19 protein-coding genes and 1 tRNA gene are annotated in these 18,991 nt (G+C 55.1%); all 20 read right to left on the reverse strand.

What is annotated here, in order from left to right; translation table 11 throughout:
• Window positions 1–162 precede the first annotated feature (162 nt).
• On the reverse strand, window positions 163–4,686 hold the full coding sequence (gene rpoC / locus BQ17_RS17420; protein WP_089729262.1) for a DNA-directed RNA polymerase subunit beta': 4,524 nt from the start codon (window positions 4,684–4,686) through the stop codon (window positions 163–165).
• Between the two features lie 130 nt (window positions 4,687–4,816).
• The gene (locus tag BQ17_RS21070) at window positions 4,817–5,125 is read right to left on the reverse strand and encodes a nucleotidyltransferase domain-containing protein (RefSeq protein ID WP_141699348.1); all 309 of its coding nucleotides are present in this window, start codon (window positions 5,123–5,125) and stop codon (window positions 4,817–4,819) included.
• On the reverse strand, window positions 5,122–5,490 hold the full coding sequence (locus tag BQ17_RS17425; protein WP_089729264.1) for a DUF5615 family PIN-like protein: 369 nt from the start codon (window positions 5,488–5,490) through the stop codon (window positions 5,122–5,124). The genes BQ17_RS21070 and BQ17_RS17425 overlap by 4 nt, the downstream gene beginning before the upstream one ends.
• On the reverse strand, window positions 5,490–5,714 hold the full coding sequence (locus BQ17_RS17430) for a DUF433 domain-containing protein (protein WP_089729266.1): 225 nt from the start codon (window positions 5,712–5,714) through the stop codon (window positions 5,490–5,492). Before BQ17_RS17430 ends, BQ17_RS17425 begins: the two co-directional genes overlap by 1 nt.
• Before the next feature lie 113 nt (window positions 5,715–5,827).
• Window positions 5,828–6,004, reverse strand: a complete 177-nt coding sequence (locus BQ17_RS17435) for a DUF2283 domain-containing protein (protein WP_089729268.1) — start codon at window positions 6,002–6,004, stop codon at window positions 5,828–5,830.
• Window positions 6,001–6,312 carry a DUF2442 domain-containing protein gene (locus BQ17_RS17440; protein WP_089729270.1) on the reverse strand — a complete coding sequence of 104 codons (312 nt, stop codon included), beginning with the start codon at window positions 6,310–6,312 and terminating at the stop codon, window positions 6,001–6,003. Before BQ17_RS17440 ends, BQ17_RS17435 begins: the two co-directional genes overlap by 4 nt.
• Complete coding sequence (locus BQ17_RS17445) at window positions 6,309–6,608, reverse strand: DUF4160 domain-containing protein (protein ID WP_256091664.1); 300 nt, start codon at window positions 6,606–6,608, stop codon at window positions 6,309–6,311. The genes BQ17_RS17440 and BQ17_RS17445 overlap by 4 nt, the downstream gene beginning before the upstream one ends.
• 79 nt (window positions 6,609–6,687) lie before the next feature.
• Window positions 6,688–7,482, reverse strand: coding sequence for a hypothetical protein (locus BQ17_RS21075; protein ID WP_141699349.1), 795 nt, complete (start codon window positions 7,480–7,482; stop codon window positions 6,688–6,690).
• Window positions 7,472–8,110, reverse strand: a complete 639-nt coding sequence (locus tag BQ17_RS17450; protein ID WP_089729272.1) for a queuosine precursor transporter — start codon at window positions 8,108–8,110, stop codon at window positions 7,472–7,474. Before BQ17_RS17450 ends, BQ17_RS21075 begins: the two co-directional genes overlap by 11 nt.
• Complete coding sequence (locus BQ17_RS17455; RefSeq protein WP_089729273.1) at window positions 8,103–8,825, reverse strand: hypothetical protein; 723 nt, start codon at window positions 8,823–8,825, stop codon at window positions 8,103–8,105. Before BQ17_RS17455 ends, BQ17_RS17450 begins: the two co-directional genes overlap by 8 nt.
• Window positions 8,826–9,204: 379 nt before the next feature.
• A complete protein-coding gene (gene rpoB / locus BQ17_RS17460) occupies window positions 9,205–13,383 on the reverse strand; it encodes a DNA-directed RNA polymerase subunit beta (protein WP_089729275.1) in 4,179 nt (1,392 codons plus the stop codon).
• A gap of 250 nt (window positions 13,384–13,633) precedes the next feature.
• Window positions 13,634–14,119: a TIR domain-containing protein gene (locus BQ17_RS17465; protein WP_089729277.1), complete on the reverse strand. Its 486-nt coding sequence runs from the start codon at window positions 14,117–14,119 to the stop codon at window positions 13,634–13,636.
• 259 nt (window positions 14,120–14,378) lie between these two features.
• Window positions 14,379–14,759: a 50S ribosomal protein L7/L12 gene (rplL, locus tag BQ17_RS17470; protein ID WP_089729279.1), complete on the reverse strand. Its 381-nt coding sequence runs from the start codon at window positions 14,757–14,759 to the stop codon at window positions 14,379–14,381.
• 266 nt (window positions 14,760–15,025) lie between these two features.
• The gene (gene rplJ, locus BQ17_RS17475) at window positions 15,026–15,553 is read right to left on the reverse strand and encodes a 50S ribosomal protein L10 (protein WP_089729281.1); all 528 of its coding nucleotides are present in this window, start codon (window positions 15,551–15,553) and stop codon (window positions 15,026–15,028) included.
• A 411-nt stretch (window positions 15,554–15,964) separates the two neighbouring features.
• A complete protein-coding gene (rplA, locus tag BQ17_RS17480; protein ID WP_089729284.1) occupies window positions 15,965–16,660 on the reverse strand; it encodes a 50S ribosomal protein L1 in 696 nt (231 codons plus the stop codon).
• A complete protein-coding gene (rplK, locus tag BQ17_RS17485) occupies window positions 16,660–17,094 on the reverse strand; it encodes a 50S ribosomal protein L11 (RefSeq protein ID WP_089729285.1) in 435 nt (144 codons plus the stop codon). Before rplK ends, rplA begins: the two co-directional genes overlap by 1 nt.
• A gap of 436 nt (window positions 17,095–17,530) precedes the next feature.
• Window positions 17,531–18,064, reverse strand: coding sequence for a transcription termination/antitermination protein NusG (gene nusG / locus BQ17_RS17490; protein ID WP_089729287.1), 534 nt, complete (start codon window positions 18,062–18,064; stop codon window positions 17,531–17,533).
• Between the two features lie 2 nt (window positions 18,065–18,066).
• Entirely contained in the window at window positions 18,067–18,444 is a 378-nt protein-coding gene (secE, locus tag BQ17_RS17495) for a preprotein translocase subunit SecE (RefSeq protein ID WP_089729288.1), read from the reverse strand.
• Between the two features lie 271 nt (window positions 18,445–18,715).
• Window positions 18,716–18,791, reverse strand: a tRNA-Trp gene (locus BQ17_RS17500).
• Between the two features lie 107 nt (window positions 18,792–18,898).
• On the reverse strand, window positions 18,899–18,991 hold a 93-nt coding region (locus BQ17_RS17505), incomplete at its 5' end, for an EF-Tu C-terminal domain-related protein (protein WP_369406488.1).

An 18,991-nucleotide genomic window follows, 5' to 3' on the forward strand; every position in this document is an offset into this window, starting at 1 on the left:
AAGATAATCCATCTGGAAGATGGAGGTTTGTACCTCGATCCGCCTACGGCGGACTGAAGTTTTTGGAGACAATCAACTTTAAGAGCCTGTCTGACTTACGACTGTTCTACTGCGGAATCGAGTACGAACGCGTAAGCCAGACAGGCTCCAAGCCCTGCCATCTTACCCTATCTCAGAGGTATTCAATTCCTGCTTGAGGGCCTGTTCGATATCTTCGGCGGCCATTTCCACCTTGCCTCGAGCTTCGGCCTCCAGCTCACGCTCCGCCTGGCGCCGGCTGAGACGCTCGTTGTGATAGGCAAGTCCGGTCCCGGCCGGGATCAGACGGCCCACGATGACGTTTTCCTTGAGACCCGTGAGATGGTCGGTGGAGCCACGCACGGCCGCCTCGGTGAGGACCCGTGTGGTCTCCTGGAACGAGGCCGCGGAGATAAAGGACTCGGTAGCCAACGAGGCCTTGGTGATGCCGAGCAGCAACGGCTGATGGCGGGCCGGCTGCTTGCCTTCGGCGTCCATCCGGGCGTTCTCGGCCAACACCGTCGCGCGTTCGGCCTGCTCCCCACGCAGCAGCCTGGTGTCACCGGAACCGATGATCTCCACCTTGCGCAGCATCTGACGAATGATGACCTCGATGTGCTTGTCGTTGATCTTAACGCCCTGCAGCCGGTAGACGTCTTGAATCTCCTTGATCAAATATTCGGCCAGGGCCGTCACCCCCTTGAGGCGCAGAATGTCATGCGGGTTGAGCTCACCATCGGAGATCACCTCGCCCTTTTCCACATGTTCGCCCTCGAAGACATTGACGTGGCGCCACTTGGGGATCAGCTCTTCCAATACCTCACCCTCATCGGTGGTGATGATGAGCCGTTGTTTACCCTTGGTATCCTTGCCGAAACTGATGGTTCCCGAGGCCTCGGCGAGCAGGGCCTGCTCCTTGGGTTTGCGGGCCTCGAACAGGTCCGCTACCCGCGGCAAACCACCGGTGATATCGCGCGTCTTGCTCGACTCCTGGGGGATACGCGCCAAGACATCACCCACACCTACCTCGGCGTTGTCGGCAACGCTGACGATGGCACCCGCAGGCAGGAAGTAGCGGGCGGGTATTTCGGTACCGGCAAGATTAAGCGCCTGGTCATGCTCGTCGAGCAGCTTGATCATGGGCCGCAGGTCTTTGCCTTGCGCCGGGCGTTGCTTCGGGTCGATGACCACCAACGAAGTGAGCCCCGTTACCTCGTCCGTCTCACTTTGCACGGTGACGCCGTCGATGAAGTCCTCGAACCTTAGACGCCCTGCCATCTCGGTGATGACCGGGTGGGTATGGGGATCCCAGCTCGCCACCACTTGGCCGCCCTGCGCAATGTCACCGTCACCGACCTTAAGGGTCGCGCCATAGGGGACCTTATAGCGTTCCTTCTCCAATCCCATATCGTCAGCTACCGTCAGCTCACCGGACCGCGACACGGCCACCAGGTTGCCGCTGTGATGCTGCACTGTCTTGATATTGTGGAGATGCACGGTGCCGGCGGATTTGATCTCGATACTGTTGACCGCCACGGCACGCGAGGCCGCACCACCGATGTGGAAGGTGCGCATGGTCAGCTGGGTTCCGGGTTCACCGATGGACTGGGCGGCGATGACACCCACTGCCTCACCGAGGTTCACCCGGTGTCCACGGGCCAGATCACGGCCGTAGCATTGGGCACAGACCCCGGTATGGGCCTTACAGGTAATGGGGGAGCGCACCTGCACCTGATCGATGCCCATAGCCTCCAGCGTATCGACCCACCCCTCGTCGAACAGGGTCCCCGCGGGGCAGATCAAATCGTCCGTCAAAGGCCGGTAGAGATCAACCGCAGTAACGCGCCCAAGGATCCGCTCTCGCAGCTCTTCGACCACGTCGCCACCCTCGATGATGGGCGTCATCAGTAGACCTTCCTCGGTCCCGCAGTCCTCTTCCAGCACCACCATGTCTTGGGCGATGTCTACCAGGCGCCGCGTGAGATAGCCGGAGTTGGCGGTCTTCAGGGCCGTATCCGCCAAACCCTTGCGGGCACCATGGGTGGAAATGAAGTACTGGATGACGTTCAACCCTTCACGGAAGTTAGCGGTGATCGGCGTCTCGATAATGGAACCGTCCGGCTTGGCCATCAAGCCGCGCATACCGGCGAGCTGCCGGATCTGCGCCGCGGAGCCGCGGGCCCCGGAGTCCGCCATCATATAGATAGAGTTGAAGGAGTCCTGCTTGCGCTCTTGCATGATCTGGGTCTCGGGTGCAGCGAGCATTCCCTTCACGGATCGCTTCAGGTTTTCCGCCCGAATGGCGTCGATTTCCACCAGGTCCCGGATCTGCGTCCGATAGTCGGCCAGCGTGGAGACTACCTGTTGGCGAAAAGTCTCGATCCCAATCTCCCCCGCGTCCAGCCTATTTGCGGCCTGCTTGACCTGTGACTGGAGCGCGTTGAACAGGCGTTGAGCGATGGCCCGATCGGCCTCGTCGACGACGCTGATTACCCCTTGGCGGTACAGACCTATCAGGCGTTGCGCCTCGAACGCGGAATCGGCGTGAGCCAGCTCGCCGCCGAGCTTGTTCATCATGGCCTTCGCCACTTGATCGTTGGTATGAGACCAGATGTCCACTACCTTGTTGTAGCGCTCGCCATTGGTTACATATCCCGAGGCATACTGGGTTTCGATCTCCTTCACCAGCCCTTCGGCGGCGGCCAGGATGTCCGCCTTCTTCCCCGGGACCACCATGTCGTCGAGGCCGATGGAGATGCCCGCCCGGGTAGCCATGCGGAAGCCCAGGTACATGAGCTGGTCGGCAAAGATCACGGTCTGCTTCAGCCCCAATACCCGATAGCAGCGGTTGATCAACCGCGAAATCGCCTTCTTGCCCAGGGCCTGGTCGACCAGGTCGAAGGGCAGGCCGTCAGGCACGATCTCGAATACCAGGGCCCGGCCCAGCACCGTCTCCTTGATGGAAACGACCTCGCGCCGGGTGCCGTCGTCCTCGATGAGCACCTCCCGAATGCGTACCCTGACGCGGCTGTGCAGATCCGCGTTGTTCGTCTCATAGGCACGCCGGGCCTCATCGATGCCGGCGAACCGGCTGCCCTCGCCGCGAGCACCGACCCGATCGCGGGTCATGTAGTACAGCCCCAACACCACGTCTTGGGAAGGCACGATGATGGGTTCACCGTTGGCCGGAGAGAGGATGTTGTTGGAGGCCATCATCAGGGCGCGGGCCTCCAGCTGTGCCTCCACGGATAGAGGTACATGGACGGCCATCTGGTCGCCGTCGAAGTCCGCATTGAAGGCGGTGCAGACCAGGGGATGGAGCTGGATGGCCTTGCCCTCGATCAACACCGGCTCGAAGGCCTGAATCCCCAGGCGGTGCAGGGTCGGGGCCCGGTTGAGCATGACCGGATGCTCGCGGATGACCTCTTCGAGGATGTCCCATACCTCCCCGGTACTGCGTTCGACCATCTTTTTTGCGGCCTTGATGGTGGTGGCCAGACCACGCAGCTGCAACTTGCTGAAGATAAAGGGCTTGAACAGCTCCAGGGCCATGCGCTTAGGTAACCCACATTGATGGAGCTTGAGCGTGGGGCCGACGACGATGACCGAGCGTCCCGAATAGTCCACGCGCTTGCCGAGCAGGTTTTGGCGGAAGCGCCCCTGCTTGCCCTTGATCATGTCCGCCAGGGACTTGAGCGGGCGCCGGTTGGTACCGGTAATGGCACGTCCGCGCCGTCCGTTATCCAGCAGGGCGTCCACCGCTTCCTGCAACATGCGCTTCTCGTTGCGCACGATGATATCGGGGGCTACCAGGTCCAACAGCCGCTTGAGCCGGTTGTTGCGATTGATCACGCGCCGGTACAGATCGTTGAGATCGGAAGTGGCGAAGCGCCCGCCGTCGAGTGGGACCAGGGGCCGGAGCTCCGGCGGCAACACCGGCAGCACGGTGAGGACCATCCACTCCGGACGATTGCCCGATTCCTGCAGGGATTCCATCAGCTTGAGACGCTTGGTTAGCTTCTTGATCTTGGTTTCGGAGTTGGTGGCTTCGATGTCCTCGCGCATCCGGCGGATCTCCGCCGGCAAATCGATGGTACGCAGTAACTCGTAGACAGCCTCCGCTCCCATCCGGGCATCGAACTCGTCGCCGTTCTCCTCGAGGGCATCCAGGTACTGCTCGTCGGTGAGCAACTGCCCGCGTTCCAGAGTCTGGACCAGACCCGGATCCACGACCACGAAAGACTCGAAGTAGAGGATGCGCTCGATATCGCGCAGGGTCATGTCCAACAGCAAACCGATCCGCGAGGGCAGGGACTTGAGGAACCAGATGTGGGCCACGGGGCTGGCGAGATCGATATGTCCCATGCGCTCGCGGCGCACCTTCGCCAGCGTGACCTCCACACCGCACTTTTCGCACACGACGCCACGGTGCTTGAGACGCTTGTACTTTCCGCACAGGCACTCGTAATCATTGATGGGACCGAAGATCTTGGCGCAGAACAGCCCGTCACGCTCGGGCTTGAAGGTCCGATAATTGATGGTCTCGGGCTTTTTGACTTCGCCGAAAGACCAGGAGCGGATCATGTCCGGGGCAGCCAGACCGATCTTGATGGCATCGAACTCCAGGGCTTGACCCTGCTGCTTCAAAATCTGTAGAAGGTCTTTCAATTTCGTTCCTCCGGCATGGATGGTCCGGGGTTGAGGTGCCTAGGAAACAGGGGGCGAGGAGCCCATACACAAATTCCAAAAGAAAAACTGCGAATGAGATTCGCTTCTATTTCTTGGATATATTGTGGACTCACAAAGCTAATCTTTCACTTTTTGCATTTCGATAAAGTTGAATACTCCCTGTTTCAAATTCATCTTTAGGAGCAGGTTTGACTGAAATCAATTGTTCTGATTCAAGCTGAATCGGATAGAGTAAATCCGTAATTTTTTGTAATTCATTAAAATAATCGAATGGTTTTTTCAGAATCACAAGCATATCAATATCACTCATAGAATCTGATTGATGCGTTGAAACAGATCCATATAAAAAGAGCTGGTGAAATTGAGAACCGTAATAGTTTTGCAGAACATTTTTACATTTTTCAAAAACGATATTCATTTACGTATCCTTATTCTATGTACTTCCACCAACAATAGAAGTCCTTTATAGTGATCCATGTTCTGGTAAATTGATAGATAACTCATTAATCTTTTCATCAGTTTTGGTATAATTTCCGGGTGATTTTTGATTTGGATCGCAATTATGCCATTATAATTTGATGGTGGGTAAGTAACTATATCAGAAAAATCACCATTTAGAGAGATTAGTATTGCATCCAGTTCCTGTGCTTTTCCAATAACAGCAGAATCCCCGGAAGTGGGTGAGATATGTTCTTTAAGAATAAAAACTTTATGGCCGGCTTCGAATAAAGGTTTAACCACCGAGTTAGGAACGCATTGATCAACAAAGAACCTTAAACTCATCACGCGGCCACTTCAAACTCTGCTAACTCACGAGCATAATCAAGACACGCTGCAATTTTATCTTTATTCAGATCCGGAAACTCATCAATGATTTTGCCTACGGCATATCCATTCGCCAGGTATCCTAGTATAAGGCTCACAGGTATTCTTGTCCCTTTAATTCTTGGTTTTCCGCGAATGACACTATACGAGCTTTCTATGTGGTTTCGCCATGCTACATTCATTTTTACCTCTCTTGATTAAGTTCCCGATTCGCGTAATTCGTAGCCCTGTCCTCTGCGTTCTCCGCGTCTCTGCGGTTCAATCAGCCGTCGCCTTCCTTTGCGTCCTTTGTGGTTCAACATTGCTCAGATAGGTTTCTCTTACTCACCGAAAGAACCTCTATACCCAAAAGACACCCTTCAGCATCGTGGTCGGCATTGATGCCGGGCTCGATTTCCTCGGTCCTCTCTACCGGAGCAGAAGAAATCTCGAAATAGGCGGCATCTGCTGCTGGGTCAAATTCGAGCTTCATGATATTTTAGCCTTCGAATCGAAGAATGCAGTAACCACCGTAACGGGATGTATGGTTTCATTTTCCGATACGGGCTGTGTCATAGGTGTCCACCGAGTCTCAATTGTATCCGCTGAAAGGTCGGCCCCACATTCCCATTCGATAAAATAGTTGCCATTGTGAATACGCTCAAACTCACCAGGGTCTTTCAGGGGCGCAAACGCTTCCGATTCGAGATAGGGTGCTACGTCGAACAGTCCGGCTTGTCCATCATCGGCCTCGATGTACAATAGATAATTGTTTTTGGGAACGATTTCTGTGATATTCATTGGTCAAGACCTCGGATAGGGAAGGGTTTTTTGCCACTAACCGCCAGCTCCCAATCGGCAAGTAAATCCTCCTGGTGTATTTCAATCCATGCAACGACCAATTTGTGCTTCTTCGGTGGTAATTCACCAATCAACACTGAACCATCATAAATCGAATACACAGCTACTTGTCCCTGATATTCCGCATGAATATGAGGCATCTTATGCCGATCCGTATCATAGAAAAACATCCGGATAAGAATACCGTAAAACATCGAAATGTGGAAAACTGTGTTGTTTTCTATTGCCGCTAACATCGCAAATCACCAGCGGAAAAAAGCAGAGTGAGGAACGAGCGGTGCTTTTTGCGGTCCGAGTGCATGCGCTTGTGGGCGATTATCTACAACTGCACTCCAACAGTAGAGTTGAAAAACTACTATGCATTGATTCTATAAAAATATCTACTTTCGGATTTGGTGCTAGCTCTTTAGTTCTTTGCACATCTAACCCGTTTCTAGTTACCCAAGCAATTATCTCATTTGCAGAAGACCACGAAATAGAATGTACTGGAACGATTTCTCCAATCGGCAACGACAGAAAAATCACTGATTTATTGTGAGCCGCACTTCGAGTGGATTCCAACAATTTCTCTGGATCAGTCGCATGCTCTAATGAGTCAAGAAATAAATGTACATCTGCGTTTCCATAATGACTAATTTTATCTTGATCCATGTCAAATTCATGAAACGCTATATTACTCTGCGACTTCTCGTCGTATATATTAATTAACTGTTCACCAAAAAGTTTGGCACTTTTGTATTTCTCCAGTAACGCAAAACTTCCATTATTCGGAAATGGTATCCGATCAAGAAGATAACTCTGGGGAATACCGTAACCAACATCGACCACTTTGCAGGGCCAGTAATCAGCTAGCCATGCGCTAATTGTACGGTTCTTAGCAACATGCCAACTTCCATATTTTCTAGCATGTAGATATTGGACAAACCGAATAGGAATACTTGAATAGACATCGTTGTCATAACCATATACATCAGAGTCATAGTACTCATACGCTTCATATACATCTTTGTCCATTATTCCGAGGCGCGATTCTAGCTCTTTAAATACCGAATCCTGCTCATGGAAAAACAACTCCTTACAAATGAGTTCGATCAGGGGTTTACTTTGCATGACCGTATTCACCGTCTGAAAATCGCTTTGCAATGCTTATTCCTAGATATGCGAACGGCGTATCTAAAAGAGCAATAACAAGCTTTATTAGATACTGCCCAAGAATTAATGCAAAAAGATCGTCGAAAACCCCGTAAAATGCTACTGTAATAAATATAACAGTATCTACAAACTGAGAAATAAGAGTTGATGCAACATTCCTTAGCCAAAGGTGCTTTGTATTCGTTTTTTCTCTAATGTAGTGAAATATACGAATATCCAAGAACTGGCTTATAAGGTAGGCAACAAGCCCTCCGAGCAACAAGCGCCAAGTAACACCAAATACGCTTTCATACGCTTCTTGATTCTGGAAAAAAGGAGCTGGAGGCGCAACAATTGCTAGTTGATAGATAACTACCGCCAGAAGAACCGATACAAAACCATAAATAACTAACTTATCAGCCGCTTTTTTTCCATAAACGTCTGAAACGATATCAGTAACCAAGAAGGTTAATGCATATACAAAGACTGTTGCCGAAGCAGCCAGTGAACCGACAGCAATAATTTTTGTACCCGCCGCATTTGCAGCCACTAGCAAGGCTGCGTAAATAGTGCCAAAGCCAATAAGTATATGCGTATCTTTAGTCATCTTCTTCTCTCAAGTGTTCACACTGGTTTTTTGCGGACTCAATCAGCCCGCTCCAATCTGCATCTCTGTCACCTGGGAGTGCGGCTAAGCAGTATAGCGCCAATTGATTAAATTTAACTGCCAAATCATCAACTTCTTCAAGTTTAATGCCAAATTTAATATCTCGGTGCCCCGGCAAACGCACATATGTCAGGGTGTTGTCGTCGTAATGAGGAGCAATTACTGTAAAGTTGATTGGAATTAGCCTTAGTTCAGGAAGATTTTTCATTTCGAGAAACCGGCAATACTGATTAGAACTGTCAGGCACTTTGGCTAAAATCCCCCGCTCAAACTCATTTCCTTTGTCATGAACCCATAAAATTCTATAGGCACGTTCCAATAACACCCGATTACTTTCAAAAATAGATCGATACTCATATATAAGGTCTTTCGGCTCATGGTAAAAGTGAACTACAACCTTAAGCCGTTTCAAATTTGCCACTTTTTTGTTAATAGACTTAGAAAGCAGCTTGTCTATTTCCTTAGGTATTTTTGGGAAATCGTGTTCTGTCAGCAACTCTACGCCAATTCTTTCTGGACTCGTAAGAAGCCAGCCACGGTAAGCTCGCTTCCGTTTTACCCACTCGTATATATCTTTCGCTTGTTTCCTGTACTTCTTTATCTCATTTAGGTCGTCGAAAGGATTTGGAAGATTTCCAGATGAATCATCGGTCATTAAGCAAATCTCCTTCGTTTCTCCTTATATGCCCAACAGATGAAATAGACTGACATCTATTTTTCCGATGCTATACTGACGCCGGTCTAGTTCGTGTTGATTCGTGGTTCCCGATTCGCATGATTCATAGTCCTGTCCTCTACGTTCTCCGTGTCTCTGCGGTTCAATCATCCGTCACCTTCCTTTGCGCCTTTGTGGTTCGACATCGCTGGGTTACGGCGCGTTCGACCTGACGGAACACACTGACATTGCAATGCGCATCTAATCCAGCCTATGGACCACCTTGTGTTATCCGCAGATTATGCAAATTTTCACAGATTCGTTCGTTTTTCATCTGCGAGAATCTGCGTAATCTGTGGATTTAAAACATGTCTAAACTTCAATCCTGCTCAAGCTCCACATTGATACCCAGCGAACGGATCTCCTTTACCAGCACATTGAACGACTCTGGCATTTCCGCCTCCATACGGTGATCGCCGTCGACGATATGCTTGTACATGCGGGTACGCCCATTCACGTCGTCCGACTTGACAGTGAGCATCTCCTGGAGGGTGTAGGAGGAACCATAGGCTTCCAGTGCCCACACCTCCATCTCGCCGAAGCGTTGGCCGCCGAATTGGGCCTTGCCGCCCAGGGGTTGCTGGGTAACCAGGCTGTAAGGCCCGGTGGAGCGGGCATGCATCTTGTCGTCCACTAGATGGTTGAGCTTGAGCATGTACATGTGTCCGACCGTAACGGGCCGCTCGAAGGCATCACCCGTGCGTCCGTCATAAAGTAGGGTTTGGCCCATGGGAATCCCTTCATCCCTATTGTCCCGGCCTGCCAGATGTAGCATGGCGAGGATCTCCTCTTCCGATGCCCCGTCGAACACCGGCGTGGCCATGGGCACGCCCTTGGTCAGATTCCGGGCCAGGACCAGGATGTCCTCGTCGCTTAAGTTCGCCAGCTCCTCCTGTCTACCGCTACTGTTGTAGATCTGGTCGAGAAAGGTCCTGAGCTCGGTGACCTCGGCCTTTGCACGCAGCAGCTCGCCGATTTTGATGCCGATGCCGTGCGCGGCCCAGCCTAGGTGCGTCTCCAATATCTGGCCCAGATTCATGCGTGAGGGCACGCCAAGGGGGTTCAGGACGATGTCCACCGGCTCACCGTCGGCCGAGAAGGGCATATCCTCTACCGGCACGATCATGGAGATGACGCCCTTGTTTCCGTGGCGACCGGCCATCTTATCGCCGGGCTGGGTGCGACGCTTCACCGCCACATAGACCTTGATCATTTTGAGCACCCCGGGGGCCAGATCGTCGCCCTGGGTGATCTTGTGCTTTTTCGCTTCAAAGCGCTCGCGGAAGTCTTCGCGCTGCTGACCGATCTGCTTCGCCACTGCCTCGAGCTGACTGGCCGCCCCCTCAGCGCGCAACCGAATCTGAAGCCACTCTTCCTTGGAGTCCTGCTCCGCCAGGCCGTTCAGATAGGTCTTGGTAATCTTGCTGCCGGCCTTGAGGTTACCGGGTCCGCCGTCTGTCACCTTGCCGAGCAGCAGCCTCTCTATGCGTTGAAAGGTATCGTTCTCCATGATGCGCAGCTGATCGTCCAGATCTTTGCGTACGCGTTCGAGCTCCTGTTCCTCGATCTGACGCGCGCGCTCGTCCTTTTCCACTCCGTCGCGCGTGAAGACCTGGACGTCCACCACTGTGCCGGAAAGCCCTGAGGGCAAACGCAGGGAGGTATCCTTCACATCCGAGGCCTTTTCACCGAAGATGGCCCGCAGCAGCTTCTCTTCCGGTGTGAGCTGGGTCTCCCCCTTGGGCGTGACCTTGCCGACCAGAATATCGCCGTCCCGCACCTCCGCGCCTACATAGACGATACCGGACTGGTCGAGCTTGGAAAGGGCCGACTCGCCCACGTTGGGAATGTCGCCGGAGATCTCTTCCGGCCCCAGCTTGGTATCACGGGCGAGACAGGTGAGCTCCTCGATGTGGATGCTGGTGAACCTATCCTCCAGGACTACACGTTCGGAGATGAGGATGGAATCCTCGAAGTTGTAACCGTTCCAAGGCATGAAGGCGACCCGCAGGTTCTGGCCCAATGCCAGCTCGCCCATGTCGGTGGAAGGCCCATCGGCCAGCACATCACCACACTCGATGGTATCGCCGGGAGACACCAAAGGACGTTGGTTGATGCAGGTATCCTGGTTGGAGCGCATGTATTTGGTGAGATTGTAGATATCCACACCCGGCTCGTGCGGGGTCTTATTCGCCTCCTTGTCGTGGACCCGCACGACGATGCGCGCCGCGTCCACGGACTCCACCACACCGCCGCGGCGGGCCACGACGGTGACCCCCGAGTCCTTGGCCACGACCCACTCCATGCCCGTACCCACCAGGGGCTTCTCGGCGCGCAGCGTGGGCACCGCCTGGCGCTGCATATTGGAACCCATCAGGGCGCGGTTGGCGTCGTCATGCTCCAAGAAGGGGATCAGTGAGGCGGCCACCGATACGATCTGGCGCGGAGAGACGTCCATATACTGGACCTCTTCCGGGGCCTTGAGGGTAAATTCGTTCAGGTGCCGGCAGGAAACCAGCGCATCCGTAAGCTGCCCCTGATCGTCGAGGGACGCATTGGCCTGCGCGATGACATAGCTGCCTTCCTCGATGGCGGATAGATAATCGATTTCATCGGTGATCCGGCCGCCCTTTACCCTGCGATAAGGCGTCTCCAAGAAGCCGTACTGGTTGGTTCGCGCGTACACCGCCAGGGAGTTGATAAGACCGATATTCGGTCCTTCCGGGGTCTCGATGGGACACACCCGTCCATAGTGCGTCGGATGTACGTCGCGGACCTCGAAACCGGCCCGTTCCCGGGCCAGGCCGCCGGGGCCCAAGGCCGAGACACGGCGCTTGTGGGTGACCTCGGAGAGTGGGTTGTTCTGATCCATAAACTGAGAGAGCTGGCTGGAGCCGAAGAACTCCTTGATTGCCGCCGAAATCGGCTTGGCATTGATCAACTCCTGCGGCATGAGTCCCTCGGATTCCGCCAGAGACAGACGCTCCTTCACGGCTCGCTCCACCCGCACCAAGCCGATGCGAAATTGGTTCTCCCCCATCTCGCCCACGCAACGGATACGGCGATTACCCAGGTGGTCGATGTCGTCCACACTACCGTGGCCGTTCCGGAGCTCGACCAGCACCTTCAAGACGTCGATGATGTCGGAAACGTCACCGAATTTCTCATAGAGCTGCTGGGATGGCCCGTCTCCACGCTGGGCGAAGTAGCAGCCATCATAAAGGATACCTGACCCTGCCTCGGAATCCCGCTGCAGGCGCCGATTGAACTTCATCCGCCCCACCGCGGAGAGGTCGTAGCGATCCGCGGCGAAAAACAGGTTGTGAAACAGGTTTTGGGCCGCATCTTTGGTGGGCGGTTCGCCTGGGCGCATCATGCGGTAGATCTCGACTTGGGCCTCCAGCTCGTTGGTAGTCGGGTCGATGCGCAGGGTCTCGGAGATATAGGGCCCATGGTCGAGATCGTTCACGAACAGGGTCTCGACACGTTCGACCTGCTTTTCCCGTAAGCTTTCGAGCAAGGCTTCGGTCAGCTCCGTGTTGGCCTCCGCCAGCACTTCTCCGGTCTCTAAATCGGCTACCGTGCACGCGAGCGTGCGTTCCAGCAGAAATTCGGGGGGCACCGAAAGGCGCTTCACTCCCGCCTTTTCCAGCTCCCGGATATGGCGCGCGGTTACCCGGCGTCCGGTCTCCACCAGGACCTGGTCGCCGATGGTGATATCGAAGCCCAGGGTCTCACCGCGAAGACGCTCGGGCACTACCTCGAGCTCGATACCGTCTGCGCTCAGATGGAAGCTGTCGGTATCGAAAAAGCGCTCCAGGACCTGTTCCGTGGAATAGCCCAGGGCCCGCAGGAGGATAGTCGCCGGCAGCTTGCGACGGCGGTCGATACGGACGAAGACATGGTCCTTGGGGTCGAACTCGAAATCGAGCCAGGAGCCACGGTAGGGAATCACCCGGGCGGAGAACAACAGCTTACCCGAGGAGTGGGTCTTGCCCTTGTCGTGGTCGAAGAATACGCCCGGAGAGCGGTGGAGCTGGGAGACGATGACCCGCTCGGTACCATTGATGACGAAGGTGCCGGTCTCCGTCATGAGCGGCAGCTCGCCCATGTAGACCTCCTGCTCCCTGATGTCCTTGACCGCCTTGGTGCCGGCGGGGGCATCCTTGTCGTAGATCACCAGGCGTAGCAGTACCCGCAACGGGGCGGCAAAGGTGGCACCGCGAAGATGGCACTCACGGACCTCGAAGGGCGGCTCACCGAGGCGGTAGCTCACATACTCCAACACCGCATTCCCGGAGTAACTCTCAATGGGAAAGACCGTCTTGAAGGCGGCGTGCAGACCGGTGTCCTCACGTTCGGTCGCCGGGGTAGTCTCCTGCAGGAAGGCCCGATAGGAATCGATCTGGGTCGCCAGCAGGAAGGGTACATCCAAGATACCGGAACGCTTGCCGAAATCTTTGCGAATGCGCTTTTTCTCGGTGAACGAATAGGCCATGCTGACTTCCCTCGAGGTACTGTGAGAGTCCACTTGGATTATGCGCAGGATGTCCCTTCACGGAACCTCTCCCTGCGATCCAGACGTCGCGACGGTCAAACGATCAGATCGGAAACGGTCATCAGCCAGCGATTTGACATTTCACTGGCCTGCTTTGTGCCGCGGTTGCGAAGCTCAAACCACATGATGGCGCTTCGACACCATGCGGTTAGCATGACCTTAGTGCTAACGCGGATCTTCCGAGTTACGCTTATCGCCGTGAAGAATTTTTCTGGCGAAGCGGACGAGATAAATTCGGTGTGTTCCAACGCTTGTCATAGGCAGCTTCAATCTGATTCGCCAATGTCCGGTAGTTCGACGGCCAGTCTATTACATGCCCCATAGTCGGAATATTGTCGGTAAGACGATCTGGTACCCAATGCTCTTTATATTTTATGTGGATGCCAAGTAAGCCGTTTCTTTCATTGCCTTCATTCTTCCTGAGACTATTATATATTTCCCAATCAACCCACCACCGCCCGCCCGTTTGGGATCCGATGAGAACGACGGTTATGGAGCTATCTTTGATCAGTGTTCTCAACTTACGCTTGATCGCATCCTTTTCCAGCTCACCTACGTCATCTCGTATCGATTTGTCAATAAAAACATCGCGCTCATCAGCAAAGAATTTTCGGAAATCATCTGCTGCATCTTGATCGAGCCTATGAGAGTAGCTTACGAATACTTTGCGACCCATTGCTTTGTCTCCTTTATCTATGTGCTGCTAACGACGCTTAAGACACTGTCATGCAATCAGTCGGGTAGGTTGGGGAAAATCCACCACGGATGGTGGGCGTGCCCAATATCCACATCGCGTTGGGCACGACGCACCGTCCTTGGTGCGCCTTTGCCCAACCTACCTATAACTGGAAGCTGGCGACTGGTAGCTGGAAAAGTGAGCCGTCCATCGGGCATAGCCCGCCAGAGATGCGACATAACCCGACACCTCTGCCGCCTCACTTCACTTCGACGGTCGCCCCGGCCTCTTCCAATGCCTTCTTCGCCTCTTCGGCCTCGTCCTTGGACACCCCTTCCTTGATCGCGTTTGGGACACTTTCCACCGCCTCCTTCGCCTCCTTCAATCCCAAGCCGGTGAGGGCACGGACGGCCTTGATCACGGACACCTTGTTGGAGCCGAAGGACGCCAGCACCACATCGAACTCGGTCTGCTCCTCTGCCGGAGCGGCCTCGCCACCACCGCCGCCGGCGGGAGCAGCGGCCACGGCGGCGGCAGCGGTCACCCCGAATTTCTCTTCCATCGCACCAATCAGCTCCACCACCTCCATCACGGTCATGTTGGCGACGGCATCCAGTATTTCTTCTTTTGTAACGGCCATTTGATGTCTCCTGAATCGGAATCTTCTCTGTTTGATAGGTTGCCCGAACCGACTGAGTGGCAGTACCACTACCGATAACATTGAGCTGGCAGGATTTTTACGGAAAATTTAGCCACAAATAAACGCAAATGAGCGCAAATGGATCAAGAGCCATCGATGATGACGAGCCGATTGCGACCGGTTTGCGTCAATTCGCGTTCATTTGCGGCAAAAATAATTCCCAAGGAAAAATCGACCCGATGTTATCGATATTCGGCACCCTTGTACTAGGCTTTCGACTTACTGTCGCGGACCGCGGCGAGGGTGCGGACCAGCTTGCCCGGAACCTCGTTAAGCGTCGCCGCGAGCTTCTGCACCGGGGCTTTCATCACCGCCATCAGCTGACTGACCGCCTCGTCGTAGGTCGGCATCTTCGCCAAGGTGCCCAGCTCGGAGGGATCCAGCAGCTTGCCCCCGATGGAGACTAGCTTGACCTGGAACCGATCGTGCCCCTTGGCGAATGCCTCGGCCAGGCGTGCCGCGGACCCCGGATCCTCCTGCGAGAAGGCAAGGAGCAGCGGACCTGTGAGACCTGCTTCCATGCAAGCGAAATCCGTGCCGGCGAACGCGCGTTTAGCCAATGAGTTCTTGACCACGCGGACATAGACCCCGGCCTTGCGGGCCTCGACCCGCAAAGCGGTCAGCTGTTCCACCGTCAAGCCCCGATACTCCGCCCCGACGGCCGAATAGGCAGTCTTCGCAACTTCCGCGACCTCGGCGACGATCGCCTCTTTTTGGGCAAAACTCAGTGCCACAGTCGTCACCTCCTGATTTGAACTTAACGTAGGGCCCAAGCCCCAGGTTTCCTCGGCAGTCAACCCGGAAGTGCCTTTCCCACGGCGACATGTGGGTAGTCCACCCGTGCACCCTCATCAGGGGGTGGCCTGCGCTTTCGCGCCCACGTGGCCATTCCGATTCAGGAACACCGTCTGCGCAGGCTCGCTCGAATTAAGCCGAGTTGCCGTAGCTTCCTGCCCGGCCACAAGGCACCTGCGGTCTTTGACGGCCACCCCGCTACCAACACCGGAATTCGTATATCGCACCGCAAGGAAAATCCCGAATCTGGTAGCAAGATGCCCCAAAGAATCCTCTCCTAATAACCGAACTGCCCATCTCGGGCAGCGCGTTAGAAACTAGTTTCCAGAGCCCTTCTGGCTGCCAATCGCCTACAACGAAAGCGCGGAATGATCGATCTGGAGTCCCGGCCCCATGGTGGAGGAGACGGTGACCCGCCGCATGTAGACGCCCTTGGCGGTACTCGGCTTGGCCTTCATCAGGTTGGCCAGCAAGGTCTCCAGGTTCTCGCGCAGGGCCTGGGGAGCGAAGTCCCCCTTGCCCAAAGGGCAATGGATGATACCGGCCCGATCGGTCCGGTAACGGACTTGACCCGCCTTGGCATTGGTTACCGCATCCGCTACGTTGGGGGTAACGGTCCCCACCTTGGGATTCGGCATCAGACCACGGGGGCCCAGGATCTTGCCCAGCTGGCCGACGACCCGCATGGCGTCCGGCGAAGCGATCACCACATCGAAATCCAGGTTCCCGGCCTTGATCTCGTCGGCAAGGTCCTCCATCCCGACTCGCTCGGCACCGGCAGCGGTTGCTGCCTGTGCATTCGCGCCCTGGGTAAAAACCGCGACCCGCACCTGCTTGCCGATACCATGGGGCAGCACCGTAGAGCCACGCACGACCTGGTCGGATTTGCGTGGATCGACACCTAGGTTGACGGCCACATCGATATTCTCGGTAAATTTGACCTTGGAAAAATCCTTTAGCAGCCCAAATGCCTCTTCGGCACCGTATAGCTTGCCCGATTCGATCTGCTCGCGGATCGCCCGTATCCTTTTCGACGGCTTAGCCATTACGCCATGCCCTCCACATTCAGGCCCATCGCGCGCGCGCTGCCGGCAATGGTCCGCACGGCTGCGTCCATATCCGCGGCCGTCAAATCGGGCAGCTTGGTAGTGGCGATCGCTTCGAGTTGAGCGCGGGTAACGGTTCCCACCTTAGCCATATTCGGAGTACCACTGCCTTTGGGAACCCCGGCGGCCTTCTTGAGCAATACGGAGGCAGGAGGCGTCTTGGTGATGAACGTGAAGCTGCGATCCGCATAGACGGTAATGACGACAGGGGTCGGTAACCCCTTCTCGAGGTTTTGCGTCTTGGCGTTGAACGCCTTGCAGAACTCCATGATGTTAACGCCGTGCTGGCCGAGTGCCGGACCGACCGGCGGGCTCGGATTGGCCTCACCGGCCTTGACTTGCAGCTTGACGTAAGCCGATACCTTTTTCGCCATATTATTCTCCCGTGGGTGCAAACGCCGGGCACCATACCCGGCTCCCCTGCTCCGATCGCTACGCGCTCGGAGATTTGATGCCTCTGCTGAGACTGAAAATTATTTTTTGCCGCAAATGAACGCGAATCAACGCAAATCAGTCGTAAAGGATCACATTACCTTTCTGTCCGCAGATTACACAGATTCTCACAGATTGTTTCGTTTTTAATCTGCGGGAATCTGCGGATAGATCGAAACGACCGGATTATTTTCCCATACTCAATCCGAACCTCGGTGATTCTGCACTTGGCTGCTGATAAACGCGAATCAACGCAGATCGGTTGCAATCGGCTCGCCATCATCGATGGCCCTTGATCCATTTGCGTTGATTTGCGTTCATTTGCGGCTAAATCTTCCGTGAGAAGCCAAGCCATTGGCCCGATTGTTCTTACCGAGCTCAGCCCTTTTCGATTTGATCAAACTCCAGGTCCACCGGCGTGGAGCGTCCGAAGATGAGAACTGAGACTTTGAGGCGGCTCTTCTCGTAATCCACCTCTTCGACCACCCCATTGAGATCGGTAAAGGGACCGTCGACGACCCGCACCACCTCTCCCGGCTCGTAGAGCACCTTGGGTCGGGGCTTTTCCACCCCCTCCTGCACTCGCTGGAGGATCTCCTCGGCCTGCCGGTCCGGGATCGGAGTTGGCCGATCGCCAGTCCCGCCGATGAAGCCGATAACCTTCGGGACGCTCTTGACCAAGTGCCAGGTATCGTCCGTCAGATCCATCTTTACCAGCACGTAACCGGGGAAGAACTTGCGCTCACTCTTGCGCTGCTGGCCCCCCCGCATCTCCACGACCTCCTCGGTTGGCACCAGCACGGGACCGAACAGTTCCCCCATGCCGGCCCGTTTTATACGCTCCTCCAGGGAATGCTTCACCTGCCCTTCGAAGCCCGAGTAAGCGTGGATCACGTACCAACGTTGGGCCATCCTCAGCCTCCCTGCCCGGTAAGGAACCGCAATATCGCCATGAGAATCGTGTCGAAGAGCCACAGGACGATGCCCAGAATGAGCACCATCACGATCACCACCAAAGTGGTCTGCAGCGTCTCCTGGCGGGTCGGCCACACGACCTTACGCACCTCGGTGCGCGCATTACCCGTAAATTGCCACAAACGCCGCCCCTGCTCCGTCTGCAAGGCCACGGCCGCTGCAACGGCGCTGATCGCCAGCAATCCCCCGACCCGCAGCAGGGTCGAGTAGGCAGCGAAATAATAGAAGCCATAGATCCCCGCCACCAATAAAACAGCCGCCGCCGCCAGTTTGGCCGTGTCCAAACCGGTGGCGCCGGCCTCTGCCTTTGCATTCATCTAGCTAGTACCCTGTTTCAGCAAAATTTTCGGTAAAACCAGTCTCTGTCATCTCGACCTGAAGGGAACTGTCATCCCGAGCGTAGCGAGGGATCTTTGACGATGAGACAACCACAAAGTCACAAGCTCCCTCCTTCGTCGGGACAAGGATTTCTCGCTTCGCTAAGCTCTCTCCCTGCGGTCGAGATGACAAATGACAACCAGCAAAATTGGATGAAACTGGGTACTGGTGGTGCTTCGCCTGAGCGCTGAAAAATGGCGCGCTGAAAAATGGCAGGCCAGGAGGGACTTGAACCCCCAACCTGCGGTTTTGGAGACCGCTGCTCTGCCAATTGAGCTACTGGCCTGGAAATCAACGATTAAAGGCGGGATGCGCTGCGCTTTCCCGCCCTACGTACTCTATCGATGCGGTTCGCCGCGGGCATTCCATCCCTGCCCGCCGGCTCACCACATCCTACTCGATGATCTTAGCGACCACACCGGCCCCGACCGTGCGCCCACCCTCGCGCACCGCAAACCGCAGCCCTTCTTCCATGGCGATCGGCGC

Source organism: Candidatus Thiosymbion oneisti (genome assembly GCF_900092655.1).
Taxonomy (GTDB): Bacteria; Pseudomonadota; Gammaproteobacteria; order Chromatiales; family Chromatiaceae; genus Thiosymbion; species Thiosymbion oneisti.

Excerpts from the sequence above, each read along its gene's own strand:
- BQ17_RS21070 (WP_141699348.1), bottom strand. The coding sequence starts at position 5,125 with ATGAATATCGTTTTTGAAAAATGTAAAAATGTTCTGCAAAACTATTAC.
- BQ17_RS17425 (WP_089729264.1), bottom strand. The coding sequence starts at position 5,490 with ATGAGTTTAAGGTTCTTTGTTGATCAATGCGTTCCTAACTCGGTGGTT.
- BQ17_RS17430 (WP_089729266.1), bottom strand. The coding sequence starts at position 5,714 with ATGAATGTAGCATGGCGAAACCACATAGAAAGCTCGTATAGTGTCATT.
- BQ17_RS17435 (WP_089729268.1), bottom strand. The coding sequence starts at position 6,004 with ATGAAGCTCGAATTTGACCCAGCAGCAGATGCCGCCTATTTCGAGATT.
- BQ17_RS17440 (WP_089729270.1), bottom strand. The coding sequence starts at position 6,312 with ATGAATATCACAGAAATCGTTCCCAAAAACAATTATCTATTGTACATC.
- BQ17_RS17445 (WP_256091664.1), bottom strand. The coding sequence starts at position 6,608 with ATGTTAGCGGCAATAGAAAACAACACAGTTTTCCACATTTCGATGTTT.
- BQ17_RS21075 (WP_141699349.1), bottom strand. The coding sequence starts at position 7,482 with ATGCAAAGTAAACCCCTGATCGAACTCATTTGTAAGGAGTTGTTTTTC.
- BQ17_RS17450 (WP_089729272.1), bottom strand. The coding sequence starts at position 8,110 with ATGACTAAAGATACGCATATACTTATTGGCTTTGGCACTATTTACGCA.
- BQ17_RS17455 (WP_089729273.1), bottom strand. The coding sequence starts at position 8,825 with ATGACCGATGATTCATCTGGAAATCTTCCAAATCCTTTCGACGACCTA.
- rpoB (WP_089729275.1), bottom strand. The coding sequence starts at position 13,383 with ATGGCCTATTCGTTCACCGAGAAAAAGCGCATTCGCAAAGATTTCGGC.
- BQ17_RS17465 (WP_089729277.1), bottom strand. The coding sequence starts at position 14,119 with ATGGGTCGCAAAGTATTCGTAAGCTACTCTCATAGGCTCGATCAAGAT.
- rplL (WP_089729279.1), bottom strand. The coding sequence starts at position 14,759 with ATGGCCGTTACAAAAGAAGAAATACTGGATGCCGTCGCCAACATGACC.
- rplA (WP_089729284.1), bottom strand. The coding sequence starts at position 16,660 with ATGGCTAAGCCGTCGAAAAGGATACGGGCGATCCGCGAGCAGATCGAA.
- rplK (WP_089729285.1), bottom strand. The coding sequence starts at position 17,094 with ATGGCGAAAAAGGTATCGGCTTACGTCAAGCTGCAAGTCAAGGCCGGT.
- nusG (WP_089729287.1), bottom strand. The coding sequence starts at position 18,064 with ATGGCCCAACGTTGGTACGTGATCCACGCTTACTCGGGCTTCGAAGGG.
- secE (WP_089729288.1), bottom strand. The coding sequence starts at position 18,444 with ATGAATGCAAAGGCAGAGGCCGGCGCCACCGGTTTGGACACGGCCAAA.